Source organism: Bradyrhizobium sp. 155 (genome assembly GCF_023101105.1).
GTDB classification, from domain to species: Bacteria; Pseudomonadota; Alphaproteobacteria; order Rhizobiales; family Xanthobacteraceae; genus Bradyrhizobium; species Bradyrhizobium canariense_D.
Map to the genome: position 1 here is coordinate 352,256 of NZ_CP064704.1, position 15,543 is coordinate 367,798.

General features: G+C 63.4%; 16 protein-coding genes. 4 read left to right on the forward strand and 12 right to left on the reverse strand.

Going from position 1 to position 15,543, the window contains the following annotated elements; all coding sequences use genetic code 11:
* Nucleotides 1-13: 13 nt before the first annotated feature.
* Nucleotides 14-787, forward strand: coding sequence for a bifunctional 2-polyprenyl-6-hydroxyphenol methylase/3-demethylubiquinol 3-O-methyltransferase UbiG (gene ubiG / locus IVA93_RS01655; RefSeq protein ID WP_018452898.1), 774 nt, complete (start codon nt 14-16; stop codon nt 785-787).
* Nucleotides 788-1,039: 252 nt separating this feature from the next.
* Nucleotides 1,040-1,939: an EamA family transporter gene (locus IVA93_RS01660; RefSeq protein WP_018452899.1), complete on the forward strand. Its 900-nt coding sequence runs from the start codon at nt 1,040-1,042 to the stop codon at nt 1,937-1,939.
* Here the strand turns inward: IVA93_RS01660 and IVA93_RS01665 are convergent.
* From IVA93_RS01665 to IVA93_RS01685, 5 genes are all read right to left on the reverse strand, one after another.
* The gene (locus tag IVA93_RS01665) at nt 1,936-2,421 is read right to left on the reverse strand and encodes a DUF1178 family protein (RefSeq protein WP_018452900.1); all 486 of its coding nucleotides are present in this window, start codon (nt 2,419-2,421) and stop codon (nt 1,936-1,938) included. The genes IVA93_RS01660 and IVA93_RS01665 overlap by 4 nt on opposite strands.
* Nucleotides 2,418-3,296, reverse strand: coding sequence for a carbon-nitrogen hydrolase family protein (locus IVA93_RS01670; protein ID WP_018452901.1), 879 nt, complete (start codon nt 3,294-3,296; stop codon nt 2,418-2,420). The genes IVA93_RS01665 and IVA93_RS01670 overlap by 4 nt, the downstream gene beginning before the upstream one ends.
* Nucleotides 3,293-3,568, reverse strand: a complete 276-nt coding sequence (grxC, locus tag IVA93_RS01675) for a glutaredoxin 3 (protein ID WP_018452902.1) — start codon at nt 3,566-3,568, stop codon at nt 3,293-3,295. Before grxC ends, IVA93_RS01670 begins: the two co-directional genes overlap by 4 nt.
* A 47-nt stretch (nt 3,569-3,615) precedes the next feature.
* The gene (locus tag IVA93_RS01680) at nt 3,616-4,413 is read right to left on the reverse strand and encodes a ComF family protein (RefSeq protein ID WP_026232415.1); all 798 of its coding nucleotides are present in this window, start codon (nt 4,411-4,413) and stop codon (nt 3,616-3,618) included.
* Between the two features lie 65 nt (nt 4,414-4,478).
* The gene (locus IVA93_RS01685; RefSeq protein ID WP_007599187.1) at nt 4,479-4,793 is read right to left on the reverse strand and encodes an NIPSNAP family protein; all 315 of its coding nucleotides are present in this window, start codon (nt 4,791-4,793) and stop codon (nt 4,479-4,481) included.
* A gap of 116 nt (nt 4,794-4,909) precedes the next feature.
* On the opposite strand from IVA93_RS01685, the gene IVA93_RS01690 reads away from it, so the two are divergent.
* Nucleotides 4,910-5,779: a methyltransferase domain-containing protein gene (locus IVA93_RS01690; RefSeq protein WP_247541834.1), complete on the forward strand. Its 870-nt coding sequence runs from the start codon at nt 4,910-4,912 to the stop codon at nt 5,777-5,779.
* A gap of 158 nt (nt 5,780-5,937) precedes the next feature.
* Here IVA93_RS01690 and IVA93_RS01695 read toward each other — a convergent pair whose 3' ends face one another.
* From IVA93_RS01695 to IVA93_RS01720, 6 genes are all read right to left on the reverse strand, one after another.
* Complete coding sequence (locus tag IVA93_RS01695) at nt 5,938-6,348, reverse strand: (deoxy)nucleoside triphosphate pyrophosphohydrolase (RefSeq protein WP_018452905.1); 411 nt, start codon at nt 6,346-6,348, stop codon at nt 5,938-5,940.
* Nucleotides 6,349-6,404: 56 nt separating this feature from the next.
* Nucleotides 6,405-6,956: a TadE/TadG family type IV pilus assembly protein gene (locus IVA93_RS01700; protein WP_018452906.1), complete on the reverse strand. Its 552-nt coding sequence runs from the start codon at nt 6,954-6,956 to the stop codon at nt 6,405-6,407.
* Nucleotides 6,953-7,513 (reverse strand): TadE/TadG family type IV pilus assembly protein, encoded by a 561-nt coding sequence (locus tag IVA93_RS01705; protein ID WP_018452907.1) that lies wholly within the window; start codon nt 7,511-7,513, stop codon nt 6,953-6,955. The genes IVA93_RS01700 and IVA93_RS01705 overlap by 4 nt, the downstream gene beginning before the upstream one ends.
* Nucleotides 7,514-7,524: 11 nt before the next feature.
* Nucleotides 7,525-9,087, reverse strand: a complete 1,563-nt coding sequence (locus tag IVA93_RS01710) for a TadE/TadG family type IV pilus assembly protein (RefSeq protein WP_245288362.1) — start codon at nt 9,085-9,087, stop codon at nt 7,525-7,527.
* Nucleotides 9,088-9,383: 296 nt separating this feature from the next.
* Nucleotides 9,384-10,625, reverse strand: a complete 1,242-nt coding sequence (argJ, locus tag IVA93_RS01715; protein ID WP_026232418.1) for a bifunctional glutamate N-acetyltransferase/amino-acid acetyltransferase ArgJ — start codon at nt 10,623-10,625, stop codon at nt 9,384-9,386.
* Between the two features lie 102 nt (nt 10,626-10,727).
* Nucleotides 10,728-11,660 carry a peptidylprolyl isomerase gene (locus IVA93_RS01720; protein ID WP_018452911.1) on the reverse strand — a complete coding sequence of 311 codons (933 nt, stop codon included), beginning with the start codon at nt 11,658-11,660 and terminating at the stop codon, nt 10,728-10,730.
* 361 nt (nt 11,661-12,021) lie between these two features.
* Here IVA93_RS01720 and secA point away from each other — a divergent pair, with 361 nt between their 5' ends.
* Entirely contained in the window at nt 12,022-14,862 is a 2,841-nt protein-coding gene (gene secA, locus IVA93_RS01725; RefSeq protein ID WP_018452912.1) for a preprotein translocase subunit SecA, read from the forward strand.
* Between the two features lie 220 nt (nt 14,863-15,082).
* On the opposite strand, the gene IVA93_RS01730 is transcribed toward secA, so the two are convergent.
* Entirely contained in the window at nt 15,083-15,517 is a 435-nt protein-coding gene (locus IVA93_RS01730) for a MarR family winged helix-turn-helix transcriptional regulator (protein WP_007599198.1), read from the reverse strand.
* Nucleotides 15,518-15,543: the final 26 nt, after the last annotated feature.

Genomic DNA, 15,543 nt, shown 5'->3' on the forward strand with positions numbered 1-15,543 from the left:
ACCGCGCGTAACCATGAGCATGCAGCAAGATACTTCCGTAACCGCAAGCACCTCGCCGGGCTCGACCGTCGATGCCGCCGAGATCGCGAAATTCTCAAAGCTCTCGGTCGAGTGGTGGGATCCCAACGGCAAGATGGCACCGCTGCACCGGATCAACCCGCTGCGGCTCGGGTATATCCGCGATGCCGCCTGCCGCAAGTTCGAGCGCAACGCGCGCAGCCTCAACTGCCTCGGCGGTCTGCGCGTGCTCGACATCGGCTGTGGCGCCGGCCTGCTCTGCGAGCCGTTGTCGCGCCTGGGTGCGCAGGTCATCGGCGTCGATCCGTCGGTCAGCAACATCGCGGCCGCCAAGCTGCATGCCGACAAGGCGCACCTCGCGATCGACTATCGCTGCACCACGGTTGAGGAGATCGACCCGCGCGAGCGCTTCGACATCGTTCTGGCGATGGAGGTGGTCGAGCACGTCGTCGACGTCGGCGTTTTCCTGAAGCGCTGCGCCGCGATGCTGAAGCCGAACGGCCTGATGGTGGTCTCGACGCTGAACAGGAACTGGAAGAGCTTTGCGCTTGCCATCGTCGGCGCTGAATATGTCCTGCGCTGGCTGCCGCGCGGCACCCACGAGTGGAACAAGTTCGTCACCCCCGACGAGCTGACGAAATACCTGCTCGACAACCGCCTGGTCATCACCGAGCAGACCGGCGTCGTCTACAGCCCCTTCGCCGACAAATGGACCCTCTCGTCAGACATGGACGTGAACTACATGGTGGTGGCGGAAGGCATGGTGTGAGGCGTTGCCGCTTCCAAACATTCGGCGTCGTCCTGGCGAAAGCCAGGGTTTAGTTAGGCGAAAACTGATAATTACGAGTCTTCGCCAAACCACTCCCTGGGGTAATGGGTCCTGGATCTGCGCTTCGCTTGTCCAGGACGACACCGAATTCGTCAGGCAAGCATCGCACCGATGACATCCGCGTGATTGACCTGCTTGAGCGCGAGCGGCACGTTGACTCAACGTCCTCTCGCTCCCAGCGCAGTCCCACCCATGTTGACCATCGCCAGCCTCTGGATTCCCTTCACCGTCATTGCCGCGCTCGGCCAGGTCGCGCGCAATGCGATGCAGCGGTCGCTGACGAAGCCGCTGGGGACCTGGGGCGCAACCAATATCCGCTTCCTGTTCGGCTTTCCGTTCTCGCTGCTTTTCCTGGCGGTGGTGCTGGTCGCCACCGGCGATCATCTCGATATGCCGCCCGGTGTGTTCTGGCCGTGGCTCCTGCTCGGCGCGCTCAGCCAGATCGTCGCGACCGGCCTGATGCTGCTCGCCATGAACGACCGCTCCTTCGTGGTGACGACGGCCTATTTGAAAACCGAGGCGATCCAGACCGCCATCTTCGGCTTCGTCTTCCTCGGCGATCATCTGACATGGCTGAAGGTGCTTGCGATCGTGATCGCGACAATCGGCGTCGTCATCACCGCGCTGCGGCCCGGCGGCGAGAAGAGCTTTGCCGAATTGAAGCCGACCATCACCGGCCTCGTCGCGGCCGCGGCCTTCGCGCTCTCTGCGGTCGGCTTCCGCGGCGCCATCATCAACGTGCCTGATGTCTCGTTCGTGACTGCGGCATCGTTCACGCTGGTGCTCGGCCTGTTCGTGCAGACGCTGATCCTGACGGTCTATCTGCTCTGGCGGGCGCCAAAAGTGCTTCAGTCGATCCTGAGGCTTTGGAAGCCATCGCTGCTCGCCGGCTTCATGGGCGCCTTCGCCTCGCAGTTCTGGTTCCTGGCGTTCGCGCTGACGGCCGCCGCCAATGTCCGCACCCTCGCTTTGATCGAGGTGCTGTTCGCGCAAGGCGTGGCGTACTATTCGTTCAAGCAGCCGATCGCGCCGCGCGAGATTATTGGCATCGTGCTGATCGTGGTCGGCGTGGCGGTGTTGGTGGGAGTCTAATTCCGATCTTCCGGCAGCGTCGGCAGCGGCGACACCTCGATGCCTTCGTCGATCAGCGACTTGGCCTCGTCGGGCGAGGCCTCGCCATAGATCGGACGGTGCTCCTTGTCGCCGTAATGCATCGCGCGGGCTTCGGTGGCGAATCGCTCGCCGACATTGTCGGCGTTCTTCACGATGTGATCGCGCAGCTCTTTGAGCTTGGCGCGCAGCTCGCGCTCCTGCGCCATCAGCAGCGAGGTCGGTGCGGATTGCGCAGCTTCGGGCGCGGTCATCGTGGCGGTGGGCTCAGGCGGGGGCGTGGCGCGTCCGCGGCCCTTCTTGCCGACGATGCGCGGCGCCATGATCGCCTTGTCGACCTTGGCCGAGCCGCAAATCGGACAGGTCACGAGCTTGCGCTTCACCTGCTGGTCGTACGCGGCCGAGCTCTGGAACCAACTCTCGAAGTCGTGGCTCCGGTCGCAGCGGAGCGCGTAGCGGATCATGCCGATCCCCGCACCAGGTGCAGATGATCCGGCCCCGCCTTGGGGTCGGCGACGCCGAAGCGGCGGCCGTGCTGGAGTGAGGGTATCGCGCGGCGCGCGGTCTCGACCTTGGCCGGATCGATTTTTGCCATGATGATGCCGGGCTCGACATCGCCTTCGGCGAGGATCTCGCCCCAGGGATCGATGATCAGCGAATGGCCATAAGTCTCGCGCTTGTTCTCGTGCAGGCCTGCCTGTGCCGCGGCGAAGATGAAGCAACCGGTCTCGATCGCGCGCGCACGCAACAGCACGTGCCAATGCGCCTCGCCGGTCTTGCGGGTAAAGGCCGAGGGCACCGTGATGAAGTACGCGCCGCTTTCGGCCAGCGCGCGGTAGAGCGCGGGGAAGCGCACGTCATAACAGATCGTCAGGCCGACGCGGCCCCAGGGCAGGTCGGAGATCACGGCCGTCTCGCCCGGCTGGTAATTGGCGGATTCGCGATAGCTCTCGCCGTCAGGCAGCTCGATATCGAACATGTGGATCTTGTCGTAGCTCGCGAGCACATTGCCCTCGGGCCCGATCAGGAACGAGCGGTTGACCGCTTTCTCGTCCGAAAAGCGCAGCGCCAGCGAGCCGACATGGATGTGGATCTTCAGTTCCGCCGCGAGCGCCCGGTACGCCCTCAGCGAGCTGTCGTCGTCTTGGCTCTGGAGGTGCTCGAACAGGGCCTTGCGGTTGAGCTGCATCATGTTGCTGACTTCGGGCGTCTGCACGTAGTCGGCGCCATTGGCTACAGCCTGGCGGATCAGCCTGGTGGCCTGCGCGAGGCTGGGCTCGGGCATCAGGCCGGTGCGCATCTGCACCATAGCCGCCGTGAAGGTCCTGTTGTCGCTCATGACTCCGCCTTGACGCTTTCGAGCATGCCGTCGAGCTTGCCTTCGCGATCGAGCGCGTAGAGCTCGTCGCAGCCCCCGACATGGGCTCCGCCGATCCAGATCTGAGGGAAGGTCGAGCCCTCGCCGGCGCGATCGTACATCTCCTGGCGCCAGGACGGGTTCTTGGCGATATCGAACTCCGTGAACGTCGCCTTCTTGCGGGTCAGCAGCGACTTGGCGGCGGAACAATAGCCGCAGCCCGGCCTCGTGTAGATCTCGACAGCAGCGGTCATCTTGTCTGGCGCTCTCATGTCATGAATTCATTGAATTATATGGGACTTCACCGGCTCTCGACAACCCGGGCAAACACCAGCACGTCCACTTGCGCCGCTTTGGCCCGGAGCAGGGCCCGCGCACACGCATCCAGCGTCGCGCCCGACGTCAGGACGTCGTCGATGAGGACAATGCGCCGACCCTGGACGTCCGCCTGGCGGTCGGGGGATACCTGGAATGCGCCCTGCACATTGGTGGCGCGCTGGGCCCGCGACAGGCCGATCTGCTGCTCGGTCGCGCGTACCCGGCGCAGCACCTCAGCCTTCACTTTCACTCCGCTCTGCCGCTCGATGATCCGCGCCAGCGCCCCGGACTGGTTGTAACGGCGGCGCCAGGCCCTTCGCCAATGCAGGGGAACGGGCACCAGCATGTCAGCCTCGGCGAGCAGTTCGCCGCCCGCGCGCGCCATCCAGCGGCCCATGGCGGGCGCCAAATCCGTGCGATCCTGGTATTTCAGCGCATGCACCAGGGTGCGCGCGACGTCGTCATAACGCACCGCGGCGCGCGCCCGCTGGTAGGCCGGCGGGCTCGCGATCGCCTCCATCGACAGCATGTCGGGCCCGGGATCGTACACAAAAGGAATGCCGAGCCGCGGGCAGTAGGGCCGTTCGATGAACGACAGCCGCGCCCAGCACGCCGCGCACACGCCCTCGCCGTCGACCGGCTCGCGGCAGGACACGCACAGCGTCGGCAGCGCGATGTCGAGTGCAAGCCTTGGCAGATGCGCCATCACACCTCGGCAGGCCTGAAGCGCGCCGCGCAAATGGCTGGAAATGGAGCGTGGTGGTGATGCCTCGGCGTCCATTGGGCAAGGCTAGCGCCGTCCTGCGCCACGCTCAAGTCAATGGGCTGTTCTCGTCCGCGCCCGGCCTACGGCTCTTTCGGCAGCACGGGCCGGAAGAACGATCGCTCATAACGGCGAAAGCAGCGCGTTTGCCTTGCGAACTCGATCGCTTTCTGGACGTCCGGATCTTCGGCGCTGTCCTTCCGATATTGTTCGTACGCCGCGAAGCTCGGGAAGCTGAACATCGCGAGGGCGACGTCGCTGGCGCCTTCCGATGGCAGGAAGTACCCGTGGTGGATGCCGCCGAATCTTGGCACTAGTTCCAGCCACATCCTGCCATAGGCTTCGAATTCGGCGAGCTTGTCCGGGGGGATCTCGTATCGCAGATAACAGGTGATCATCGTTTGACGCTCCGGCGCCGCGGGCCTGGTGCGGATTGCTAGTTTGGAACACGGGGGCCGGTGTCGGCTCCATGAGGCAAGGCTAGCGCCGCGCGCAGTGGATTGCCAGAACCAGCATGATCGGCGTAACCAGCGGCATGGCTCAAGACCCACAAACCCCGCCCGCTTTGTTCGATCGTGCTTTGCTGCGCGCGCGACAGCGCCGCGCGCAGGCGCAAGGTGCCGCGAGCTTCCTGCTGGATCGGGTCGCCGAGGACATCTCCGACCGGCTTGCCGCGGTAATGCGGGAGTTTCACACGGCGGCCGATCTCTGGACGCCCGGCGAGGGTCTCGCGGTGCTGCGCGCGCGACTGCCCTCGATCGAGCGCATTGAGCTCGATGCGTCGGGTGCGGAGAAGCTACCCTTTGCACCGGAGAGCCTCGATCTCGTGGTCTCGGCGCTGGCGCTGCAATTCGCCAACGATCTGCCGGGTGTGCTCGCGCAGATCCGTCGCGCGCTGAGGCCGGACGGGCTGCTGCTGGCGGCGATGATCGGCGGCGACAGCCTGACCGAGCTGCGCCAGGCCTTTGCCGCCGCCGAGGCCGAATGCGAGGGCGGCGTATCGCCGCGAGTCGCACCGTTCGCCGATCTGCGCGACGTTGGCGCGCTGTTGCAGCGGGCGGGGTTTGCGCTGCCGGTCACCGATGTCGACCGCGTCGTGGTGCGCTACGCCAACGCGTTCGCGCTGATGCAGGATATCAGGCGCATGGGCGCCGCCAATGTGCTGATCGAGCGGCGACGCACGCCCAGCCGGCGATCGACGCTGCTGCGGATGGCTGAAATCTACGCGGAACGCTTTGCCGACGCCGACGGCCGCATCCGTGCGACATTCGACATCATCTGGCTTTGCGGCTGGGCGCCGCATGCGAGCCAGCAGCAGCCGCTCAAGCCTGGATCAGCGAAGGCGAGCCTGGCGGAAGCGGTGAAGAAGGCCGGAGGGACGTAAGCTCTTTCCGCCGTCATGGCCGGCATGCCGTCCGAGGGACGGCGTCGCTTCCGCTCGCCTATGTCCCGGCCATCCACGCCTCTCGGTTCAGCACGAAGATCGTGGATGCCCGGGACAAGCCCGGGCATGACGCCGAGAGTGTGGTGCCCGCTTCGAATTCACATCAACAAATCAATCAAATGCGGGATCAGCGGAATGTCCGCGGGCGGCATGGGATAGTCGCGCAGCTTGTTGGCGCGAACCCAGGCCAGGGCCTGGCCTTCGCGCGGCGTGACCTGTCCCTCCCAGCGCCGGCAAATGAAGAGCGGCATCAGGAGGTGGAAGGTCTCGTAGCCGTAGCTCGCGAACGTCAGCGGCGCCAGACAGGGTTCGGCGACGGTGATGCCGAGCTCCTCGTGGAGTTCGCGGATCAGGCTCTGTTCCGGCCGCTCGCTGGGCTCGCACTTGCCGCCGGGAAATTCCCAAAGGCCGGCCAGCGTCTTGCCCTCGGGGCGCTGCGCGATCAGGACGCGCTTGTCGGCGTCGACCAGCGCGCAAGCCACCACGAGCGTCAGTTTGAGATCAGCCATGCCGCTTTCATTAGCCGCAATCGCCGTGCGGTTCTACCGGCTCGGCCGGCGATATTTCAGCTGCATGGATACTGTACGGCGGAGGAAACGCGTGGAAACAGGTAATAGTTCTCGCCGATCGGGATAGTCCCGGTGATCGCATAGCCAAGGTTGGGCGTGTATTGATACGTCACCTCGCCGAGTATCAACGATGTGTTGGAAGGTGAGGGCGTGCCGAGGGCCGCTGGCAAAATCACCTGCTGAGCTACTGGCCGCGCGGTGCCGTTGAGTGCTTTGCTCCAGGTCACCGTCGCTTTGCCGCTGGCGTCCGTGGATACTTCCGACACGACTACCGTCGTATTCGCTGAGGCATAGGGAGCGATCGTCACCGCCGATGCTCCAAGCATGGTGCTTAGCGATGCATCGGTGACGCACGCGTTTCGTGACACCAGGTCCGCGACCGTGTGGGCGGTTTCGCTGACCTTGACGCTGATGGCGAGCCCGTTCCCGAGTTCGACGCCGCCCACATAGAGCAGCAGCATGAACGGCACCACAATCGCGAATTCCACCGCGGCCACCGCGCGCGTGTCGGCCCACAAGTTTCGCACGTAATGAAGCATCCGGCTCATGAGTTGACAAAGGCCTCGTTCATGAAAGCCGTGGATGACATGATCAGGCGTTTGCCATTCGACTGGTTCGCCAGATTGAAGCCGAGCGGACCTAGGAAAACCGGCCATTGATACATCACCCGCACGACAACGATGTCGCCCTGATTGCCGGGGTTGAATTTCCAGACGTTCGTCACGTTGCCGCTGCCGTCAAACGTCAGGGCTGGCGCGCCAGTGTTCGCCGAAGACCATGATCCGGCTACTTGGACGTCGATCATCATCTTGCTGCAGTCGAACAAGATCACAACGTTGGAGCAGACTGCAGTGGCAAACTGGGCTTGGGTCATGCTCGCGGCCTGCGCCTGCCCCGTCAGGATCGCCCGGCTCGATTGGTTCACCACTTGCTCCAGGAGCTGCTGGGCAAAGAAAACAAGGAAGGTCTGGATGATTCCGAGCAACAAAGCGATGAATGCCGGACCGATCAGCGCGAACTCGACCGCGGTTGCGCCGTTCCGGTCGGCAAGGAACGCGCGCCAGCGGCGGCGTTTGGTTGTGGGCACGGCGTGCGCGGCGGTCATGACTGCTTTCTCTACTGGGTCAGGCGCGGATCGGACGCGACCTTCAGGAACAGGCTCTGGAGCGCGGACGTAATGTCGTCGTCGGTCGCCACCTTTTTGTACAAATCGGGCGACGAGGCGCAGGCTTGCAGATTTGTCTCGATCTGGCTGGTCGAGCCGGTGGACGTGCTGTTGAAGGGGTAGATCCATGAATCGTACCAGCCGTTGGATGTATGTAGCGCCGAGTCGTCGTATTCGGTGTAGATCACCGCGATACGGATCTTCCTGTTCTTGATGGTGGTGCAGATCGCGGGGTCGAGCGGTTGCTGGCAGCGCTTACCAGTGAGTTTCTTATTGCAGGAGTTCGTGTACGGGTCGGTCGTGATGTTCACGTCCTCAAGGCCGTCGGTAACGAGGAAGACGACTTCCTGTGGCGTATCGTTGGCGACATTGGTGCCGTTCCCCGGAGTCGGCATGATCTTGTTGAGAGCGCTTAATCCGCCCGCAATGCTGGTGTCGGCGTCGCTATTATTGTTCGACGATGTCAGCCAGTTGTTCTTGTAGACCGGCAGGACCTGAATGTTGTCGGCCTTGCTCTGGATGGTCGCTACCGTGTAGCTGGTCGTTGTGGCAGGCGTCGTGGGAGTTCGCACCACCCCAGGTTTTCCGGAAGGTGCGAAGACCGCCGAACTGCTGCCGCTTGTCGGAGAATTGTTTAGAGCAGTATCGAAGGTATAGATCGCAACCCCATACGTATTTCTGTTGATGCTCGATATCTGATAGGCCGTATTCATCAGCGATTTGACCGCTTGCGTTACCCGATCGATCCGTAACGTGAGGCCAAGATTGCGAGCAAGTTGGTAGTTATCAATCCCGCCTGGATTGCCCAGATTGTCCGCGGCAGGATTAGTCTGGTGGCATGCGAATCCGCATCCTTTCGTCCCGGTCGATGAATCGACCTGCTTTTGCGTGTTCGCGATCAGCGTTTTGATGTCGCTCGAGGTCGCGCCGATCGCCATGGAAGGCGAGGCGTCCAGCAAGAGATAGAAATCGATGTTGGGCGCGCCCTGGTTGCGTGTCGCTGCCTGGCCTGCGAACGGCCAACTCACCTGCTTGAGCACGCTCGGGAAGGCGTTGTTTGCGGCCGCAGTGTAGCAAACCTGGACGTTGCGAACGACTTGGTTGTTTGAGTTGACAGGGTCAGCAAAGACAGAGTCCAGGCCGGGGCAGGGAGCGTAGGTACAGTAGCCCGTTGTGGAGTCGGGTTTGCTGCAATTGACGGTGACCGTGAGAGTTGGCGGTGCGGCCAGGTTGTTGTTGCTGACCAGGCCATTCGCGGTGATGTTGAAAACGTTCTTCGCTGTGGTTTGGGCGACCTGCGGGCTCTTCTGCATCATCGTCGAGGTGACGGCGGCGACGGCGGCAGCATCGACGGCAGAGTCGAGATCAACCTTCATGTGCTGCGTATGCGTATAGTCCAGCGCCATCCCGAGCAGAAAGATTGTCGGAACCATCACAATTGCAAACATCACGGCGACGTTGGCCTTGCGATTTCTGGCAAAACGATACAACCAAGCCCGAAGCATGATCTTCATCCTAATCGCCGTGGGTCCCGGCAGAGGCAATTTCTCTGGCCGATCGGGGATCGAGGACCGGGAGCGCAACCGGGCGGCCTCTGACGACCTCTCGGCAGAGCGGAACTTTGAAGATGGGCTGTTAAGTAAAGCTTACGCCGATGTCGCGAACATGGGTGGCCGAAAATCCGACGCTGCCGGATCGAGCGGCATCATTAACGAAAGCTAAAGGCAGCCAGGAAATTGAAGCGAGCTCCTCGCCCGGCTGCATGCTGGACCTCGTTCTCCGGTGGAGAACCAAGAGAGGGACATCAGATTCACGACCTGTAATCCCCGTTGATCGCGACATACTCCTTGGTGAGGTCGCAGGTCAGTACGCGGTCGCGGCCCTTGCCGAGGCCGAGCGAGACCTTGATCGCGATCTCCGGCGCCTTCATCGCTTCCGACACCTGCGCCTCGTCATAGGACGGATCTCGCGCGCCGCTCCTGGCGACGCGGATGCCGTTGAAGGAGATCGAGAGCTTGTCGCGGTCAGCCGGCTCGCCGGCCTTGCCGACCGCCATCACCACGCGGCCCCAATTGGCGTCCTCGCCGGCGATTGCGGTCTTCACCAGCGGCGAGTTCGCGATCGACATCGCGATCTTGCGCGCCGAGGCCTTGGTCTTGGCGCCCTCGACGGTGATCTCGACCAGCTTGCGCGCGCCTTCGCCGTCGCGGGCCACTTGCTCGGAAAGATTGGCGAGCACCTGGTTGAAGGCCTTGACGAAGGCTTTCAGGCGCGGGTCGGTGGCGCGACTGATCTTCGGCGCGCCGTGTTCCGCAGCAGCACCGGTGGCAAAGGCCAGCAGCGTGTCCGAGGTCGAGGTGTCGCCGTCGATCGTGACCGCGTTGAAGGTGTCCTCGACGCCGCTTTTGAGCAGCGCCTGCAGCGCGGCAGGCGCGATCGGTGCGTCGGTGAAGATGAAGGACAGCATCGTCGCCATATCGGGCGCGATCATGCCGGCACCCTTGGCCATGCCGTTGATGGTGACCTTGGCTTTGCCGAGCTTCACGGTCGCGGTCGCGACCTTCGGGAAGGTGTCGGTGGTCATGATCGCCTTGGCGGCGGCGAGATAATCGCCGGCCTCGGCGGTTTCCGCGAGCCTCCCGAGCACGCCGTCGAACTTGGTCGCATCCAGCGGCTCGCCGATCACGCCGGTCGAGGCCAGGAAGATCTCACCCTCGGTGCATCCGACGGCCTTGGCCGCGATCTTCGCGGTCAGTGCCGTGGAGCTGCGGCCGGTCTTGCCGGTGAAGGCATTGGCGTTGCCGGAATTGACCACCAACGCGCGGGCCTTGCCGCCTTTCAGTTTGGCGCGGCACCATTCCACCGGCGCGGAGGGACATTTCGACTTGGTGAAGACGCCTGCGACCGCGGTGCCCTTGTCCATCACCGCCAGCAGCACGTCGGTGCGGTTCTTGTAGCGAATGCCGGCTTCGGCCGTCGCGAGACGGACCCCCGCGATCACGGGCATGTCGGGAACGTGTTTCGGGGCGAGGGGGGAAACGGAGGAGGACATCGGGGCGCCTTGGTGGGATCTGGACATGCAGATGCCCGGCGCGGGGGCCGGGCATCACAAAGGCTTAGATACTCTTCACGTCACCGAAGTGACAGCGAATTCTTACTTCTTCGCCGGGGGCGCCATCTTGCTGTCGGACGGCTTGGCGTCAGCCGGCTTGGCCGCATCGGCCGGCTTGGCGTCCTTTGCCGCATCCGCCGGCTGGTCCAGCCGCTCGACCTTGGCTTCCGCGCGCAGCTTGGCGACGTAATCGGCCTGGGCCTTGCGGGTGACATACTGCTCGATCTGCGCCTTGACCTGCTCGAAGTCCGGCGCCTTGCGGCTGCGCTTTTCCTCGACCTTGATGACGTGCCAGCCGAACTGCGACTTCACGGGGTCGGAGATCTTGCCCGGCTCGAGCGCGAAGGCGACCGCCGAGAATTCCGGCACCATCTGCTCCTTGGTGAAGAAGCCGAGGTCGCCGCCGTCGGCCGAGCCCGGATCCTTGGACTTCTTCTTGGCGAGTTCGGCGAAATCGGCGCCCTTGTCGAGTTCGGCCTTCACCGCCTTGGCCTCGTCCTCGGTCTCGACCAGGATGTGGCGGGCGTGCACTTCCTGCTCGCCGGTGATCTGCTTGGAGGCCTCCTCATAGACCTTCTTCATGGCATCCGGGGTGGTGGCGGCCTTGCCCTCGCCGGCGAGCAGGCTGTCCATCAGCAGGCGGTTGCGGGCGAACGCGAGCCGCTTCTTGAACTCCTCGCCCTCGGCGAGCTTCTTGTCCTCGGCGGCCTTGCCGACGATCTTCATGTCGATCAGGAAGGACAGGACGTTCTCGTCCTTGGTCGCCGGGTCCATCTGGGCGAGGCTCGGCCCGAGTTCCTCTTCGGCCATGGCGACGTCGCTCTTCTTGATTTCCGCGCCATTGACCTTCGCCAGCACCGGATCGTCGGCAGCCCGGCCGGGACCCGCGATCAGCGCCAGCGCAAGGCAGCCCACGAGGGCGGTGGCGAGGCCGAAGCGCAGGCCGGTTCTGGTTACCGGGAACGAGGTGGTCATGGAAAATCCTTTTGTTGAAGCAGGGGGCTGCTCGAGCGGGGCGGACACTCGCCCAATTCAGGGGGCCTTGGCAACGCGAAAAGTCTGTCAAAATGATGAATTAGCCGCAATGCACCCGCCGTTGACAAGGCCCTGACCGGGCCATATCTCTGCCCGGTCGCGTCCATGCGATGGCGTTTATTTTGCTGCGTTTTTGGCCGTTGAACCCAGACTTGCCCAACTCCCACCCATATGGCGGATGGACCCCCCGCAGACGGGGCTCTGGCGCCCAGCAGGCGTCACGGTGAGTTGATAGGCAGGCGGGTGACAACCTCTTGGCTGCAACGCGAACGCGGTTGAATCGCGAACACAGGAACTAAGCATGATCGGCGCGCTCGCCCGCAAGTTTTTCGGCTCCGCCAACGACCGGCGGGTGAAGGGATATCAGTCCCGCGTCAACGCGATCAACGCGCTGGAGCCCGAGGTCTCGAAACTCTCCGACGAGGCCCTCAAGGCCCGCACCGTCGAGTTCAGGAAGCAGCTCGCCGAGGGCAAGACCCTTGACGACCTGCTGGTCCCCGCTTTCGCCACGGTCCGTGAAGCCGCCAAGCGGACGCTCGGCCAGCGCCATTTCGATGTCCAGCTGATCGGCGGCATGGTGCTGCACGAGGGCGACATCGCCGAGATGAAGACCGGCGAAGGCAAGACCCTGGTCGCAACGCTCGCGGTCTACCTCAACGCGCTCGCCGGCAAGGGCGTCCACGTCGTCACGGTCAACGACTACCTCGCCCGCCGCGACTCCGCCTGGATGGGCCAGATCTACGGCTTCCTCGGCCTGACCACCGGCGTGATCGTGCACGGCCTCGACGATTCCGAGCGCAAGACGGCCTATGCCTGCGACATCACCTACGGCACCAACAACGAATACGGCTTCGACTATCTGCGCGACAACATGAAGTACCGGCTCGAGGACATGGTCCAGCGGCCGCACTTCTACGCGATCGTCGACGAAGTCGACTCCATCCTGATCGACGAAGCGCGCACGCCGCTGATCATCTCCGGCCCGCTCGACGACCGCTCCGACTTCTACAACACCATCGACGGCTTCCTGCCCAAGCTCGACAAGTCCGACTACGACGTCGACGAGAAGCAGCGCACGGTGACGCTGACCGAAGCCGGCATGGAGAAGATCGAGACGCTGCTGCGCGATGCCGGCCAGCTCAAGGGTGAATCGCTCTACGACGTCGAGAACGTTTCCGTCGTGCACCACATCAATCAGGCGCTGCGCGCCCACACGCTGTTCACGCGCGACAAGGACTACATCGTCCGCGACGACGAGGTCGTCATCATCGACGAGTTCACCGGTCGCATGATGCAGGGCCGCCGCTATTCGGAAGGCCTGCATCAGGCCCTGGAAGCCAAGGAGCACGTGCAGGTCCAGCCGGAAAACCAGACGCTGGCCTCGATCACCTTCCAGAACTATTTCCGGATGTACGAAAAGCTCGCGGGCATGACCGGCACGGCGCTGACCGAAGCCGACGAATTGTTCGACATCTACAAGCTCGAGGTCGTGGAGATCCCGACCAATTTGCCGGTCGCCCGTCTCGACGAAGACGACGAGGTCTATCGCACCCAGAACGAGAAATACGCCGCGATTCTGGCCGAGATCGAGCGCGCCAATGCGCGGCTGCAGCCGGTGCTGGTCGGCACCGCCTCGATCGAAAAATCGGAAGTGATCGCCGAATATCTCAAGAAGCACGGCTATCGGCAGATCGATTTCGGTAACGAAAATTCGATGCAGAAGCTGTACGCGGCGGCCCGCGCCGGCAAACCGGCAAAGCTGTTCGCGGTGCTCAACGCGCGCTTCCACGAGCAGGAAGCCTACATCGTCGCGGAAGCCGGCGTCCCCGGCGCGATCACGATCGCGACCAACATGGCCGGCCGCGGCACCGACATCAAGCTCGGCGGCTCGCTGGAAATGCGCATCCAGCAGGAGGCCGCTTCGATCGAGGACGAAGCCGAGAAGGCCTTGAAGATCGAGCAGATCAAGGCCGACATCGAGCACTTCCGCGACATCGTGCTGAAGGCCGAGGAAGAGGTCGAGATCGAGCCCGCGAAGGGTTCGAAGCCCGCCAAGACCGTGAAGAAGCCCGGCGGCCTCTACATCATGGGCTCCGAGCGCCACGAATCCCGCCGCATCGACAACCAGCTCCGCGGCCGCTCCGGCCGTCAGGGCGATCCCGGCCGCTCGAAATTCTTCCTGTCGCTGGAAGACGATCTGATGCGCATCTTCGGCTCGGATCGCCTCGACAGCATGTTGCAGCGTCTCGGCCTGCAGGAGGGCGAGGCCATCATCCATCCCTGGATCAACAAGGCGCTCGAAAAGGCGCAGCAGAAGGTCGAGGCGCGCAACTTCGATATCCGCAAGAATTTGCTCAAGTTCGACAACGTCCAGAACGACCAGCGCAAGGTGATCTTCGACCAGCGCGTCGACCTGATGAAGGACGACAGCGTCGCCGAGACCGTCGCCGACATGCGCCACGCCTTCATCGACGACCTCGTCTCCAAGCACGTGCCCGAGCATGCCTATGCCGAGCAGTGGGACGTCGCGGGCCTGAAGGAAGAGCTCAAGCGCGTGCTCGATCTCGACCTGCCGGTCGAGGACTGGGCCAAGGAAGAGGGCATCGCCGACGAGGAGCTGCTCACGCGCATCGAGACCCGCGCCGACGAGCACATGGCCGCAAAGGTCGCGCAATGGGGTCCCGACGTGATGCGTTACGTCGAGAAGACCATCCTGCTGCAGACGCTCGACCATCTCTGGCGCGAGCATCTGATCATGCTCGACCATCTGCGCCAGGTCATCGGCCTGCGCGGCTACGGCCAGCGCGATCCGCTGCAGGAGTACAAGACCGAGGCGTTCAACCTCTTCCAGGAGATGAGCGCGCATCTGCGCGAGGCCGTCACGGCGCAGCTGATGCGGGTCGAGATCGTGCCGCCGGAGCAGGAAGCCCCGGTGCTGCCGCCGATGGAAGCGCACAAGTTCGACCCGAACACCGGCGAGGACGAAATGGCGCTCGCGAGCGTCACGCTCGGAGCGCAGGCCACCGACGCGGCGTTGCGCGATCCCAAGAACCCGGCAAGCTGGGGCAAGATCGGCCGCAACGAGGATTGCCCCTGCGGCTCAGGCAAGAAGTACAAGCACTGCCACGGGCGGTACGCTTAGCGATCAGGTGTGAGGTGCGACGTCGGCGCCTCACATTCCACTGTCGTCGCCCGGTTTAGCCGGGCGACCCAGTACGCCACGGCTTCTCGGTTCAATCACGTCAGTCTCTGGAATACTGGATCGCCCGATTAAATCGGGCGATGACATCGAGTATGGGGCGCGCGGCTCCATCTCCTTCGCCGGGACGACCGTGTGGAGAGAGCTTGCTAAACACGCCAGCTCAATTCGAGCTGTCGATCAAGCTCTCCAGCAGCCGCTTCAATTCGCTCGTCGATTTGTCGCCGTAGCTCTCGAGGATGTGCTCTTCCTGGTCGACCGCGAGCGAGTTGAGCTTCTTGCTCAGCACCTTGCCGCGATCGGAGATGAACATCAGGACCTTGCGGCGGTCGTTCGGGTCCTGCACGCGGTAGACCAGCGTGTCCGAGACCATGCGATCGATCATCTTGGTCAGCGTCGGATGGTTGAGCAGCACGGCATCCGCGAGCTCTCCCATCGAATGGCCGTTGCCATCCGACAGGACTTTCAGAATGCGCCACTGCTCGACGGGCACGCCTTCCTTGCTCAACCGCAGTTCGAGCTGCCGGTTGATCTCCCGGTTGGCTTGCGCGAGCAGGTACGCGAGGTGTTCGGTGATCGGGGTGTTCGGTTTTGCCACGGCTAAGACTTTGTCTTGACCCAAAT

Coding starts and splice junctions, on each gene's coding strand:
- grxC (WP_018452902.1), bottom strand. CDS start 3,568: ATGACCGCTGCTGTCGAGATCTACACGAGGCCGGGCTGCGGCTATTGT.
- IVA93_RS01670 (WP_018452901.1), bottom strand. CDS start 3,296: ATGAGCGACAACAGGACCTTCACGGCGGCTATGGTGCAGATGCGCACC.
- IVA93_RS01685 (WP_007599187.1), bottom strand. CDS start 4,793: ATGATCACCTGTTATCTGCGATACGAGATCCCCCCGGACAAGCTCGCC.
- IVA93_RS01680 (WP_026232415.1), bottom strand. CDS start 4,413: ATGGACGCCGAGGCATCACCACCACGCTCCATTTCCAGCCATTTGCGC.
- IVA93_RS01710 (WP_245288362.1), bottom strand. CDS start 9,087: ATGAAGATCATGCTTCGGGCTTGGTTGTATCGTTTTGCCAGAAATCGC.
- IVA93_RS01660 (WP_018452899.1), top strand. CDS start 1,040: ATGTTGACCATCGCCAGCCTCTGGATTCCCTTCACCGTCATTGCCGCG.
- IVA93_RS01665 (WP_018452900.1), bottom strand. CDS start 2,421: ATGATCCGCTACGCGCTCCGCTGCGACCGGAGCCACGACTTCGAGAGT.
- argJ (WP_026232418.1), bottom strand. CDS start 10,625: ATGTCCTCCTCCGTTTCCCCCCTCGCCCCGAAACACGTTCCCGACATG.
- IVA93_RS01700 (WP_018452906.1), bottom strand. CDS start 6,956: ATGAGCCGGATGCTTCATTACGTGCGAAACTTGTGGGCCGACACGCGC.
- IVA93_RS01695 (WP_018452905.1), bottom strand. CDS start 6,348: ATGGCTGATCTCAAACTGACGCTCGTGGTGGCTTGCGCGCTGGTCGAC.
- secA (WP_018452912.1), top strand. CDS start 12,022: ATGATCGGCGCGCTCGCCCGCAAGTTTTTCGGCTCCGCCAACGACCGG.
- IVA93_RS01705 (WP_018452907.1), bottom strand. CDS start 7,513: ATGACCGCCGCGCACGCCGTGCCCACAACCAAACGCCGCCGCTGGCGC.
- ubiG (WP_018452898.1), top strand. CDS start 14: ATGAGCATGCAGCAAGATACTTCCGTAACCGCAAGCACCTCGCCGGGC.
- IVA93_RS01720 (WP_018452911.1), bottom strand. CDS start 11,660: ATGACCACCTCGTTCCCGGTAACCAGAACCGGCCTGCGCTTCGGCCTC.
- IVA93_RS01690 (WP_247541834.1), top strand. CDS start 4,910: ATGATCGGCGTAACCAGCGGCATGGCTCAAGACCCACAAACCCCGCCC.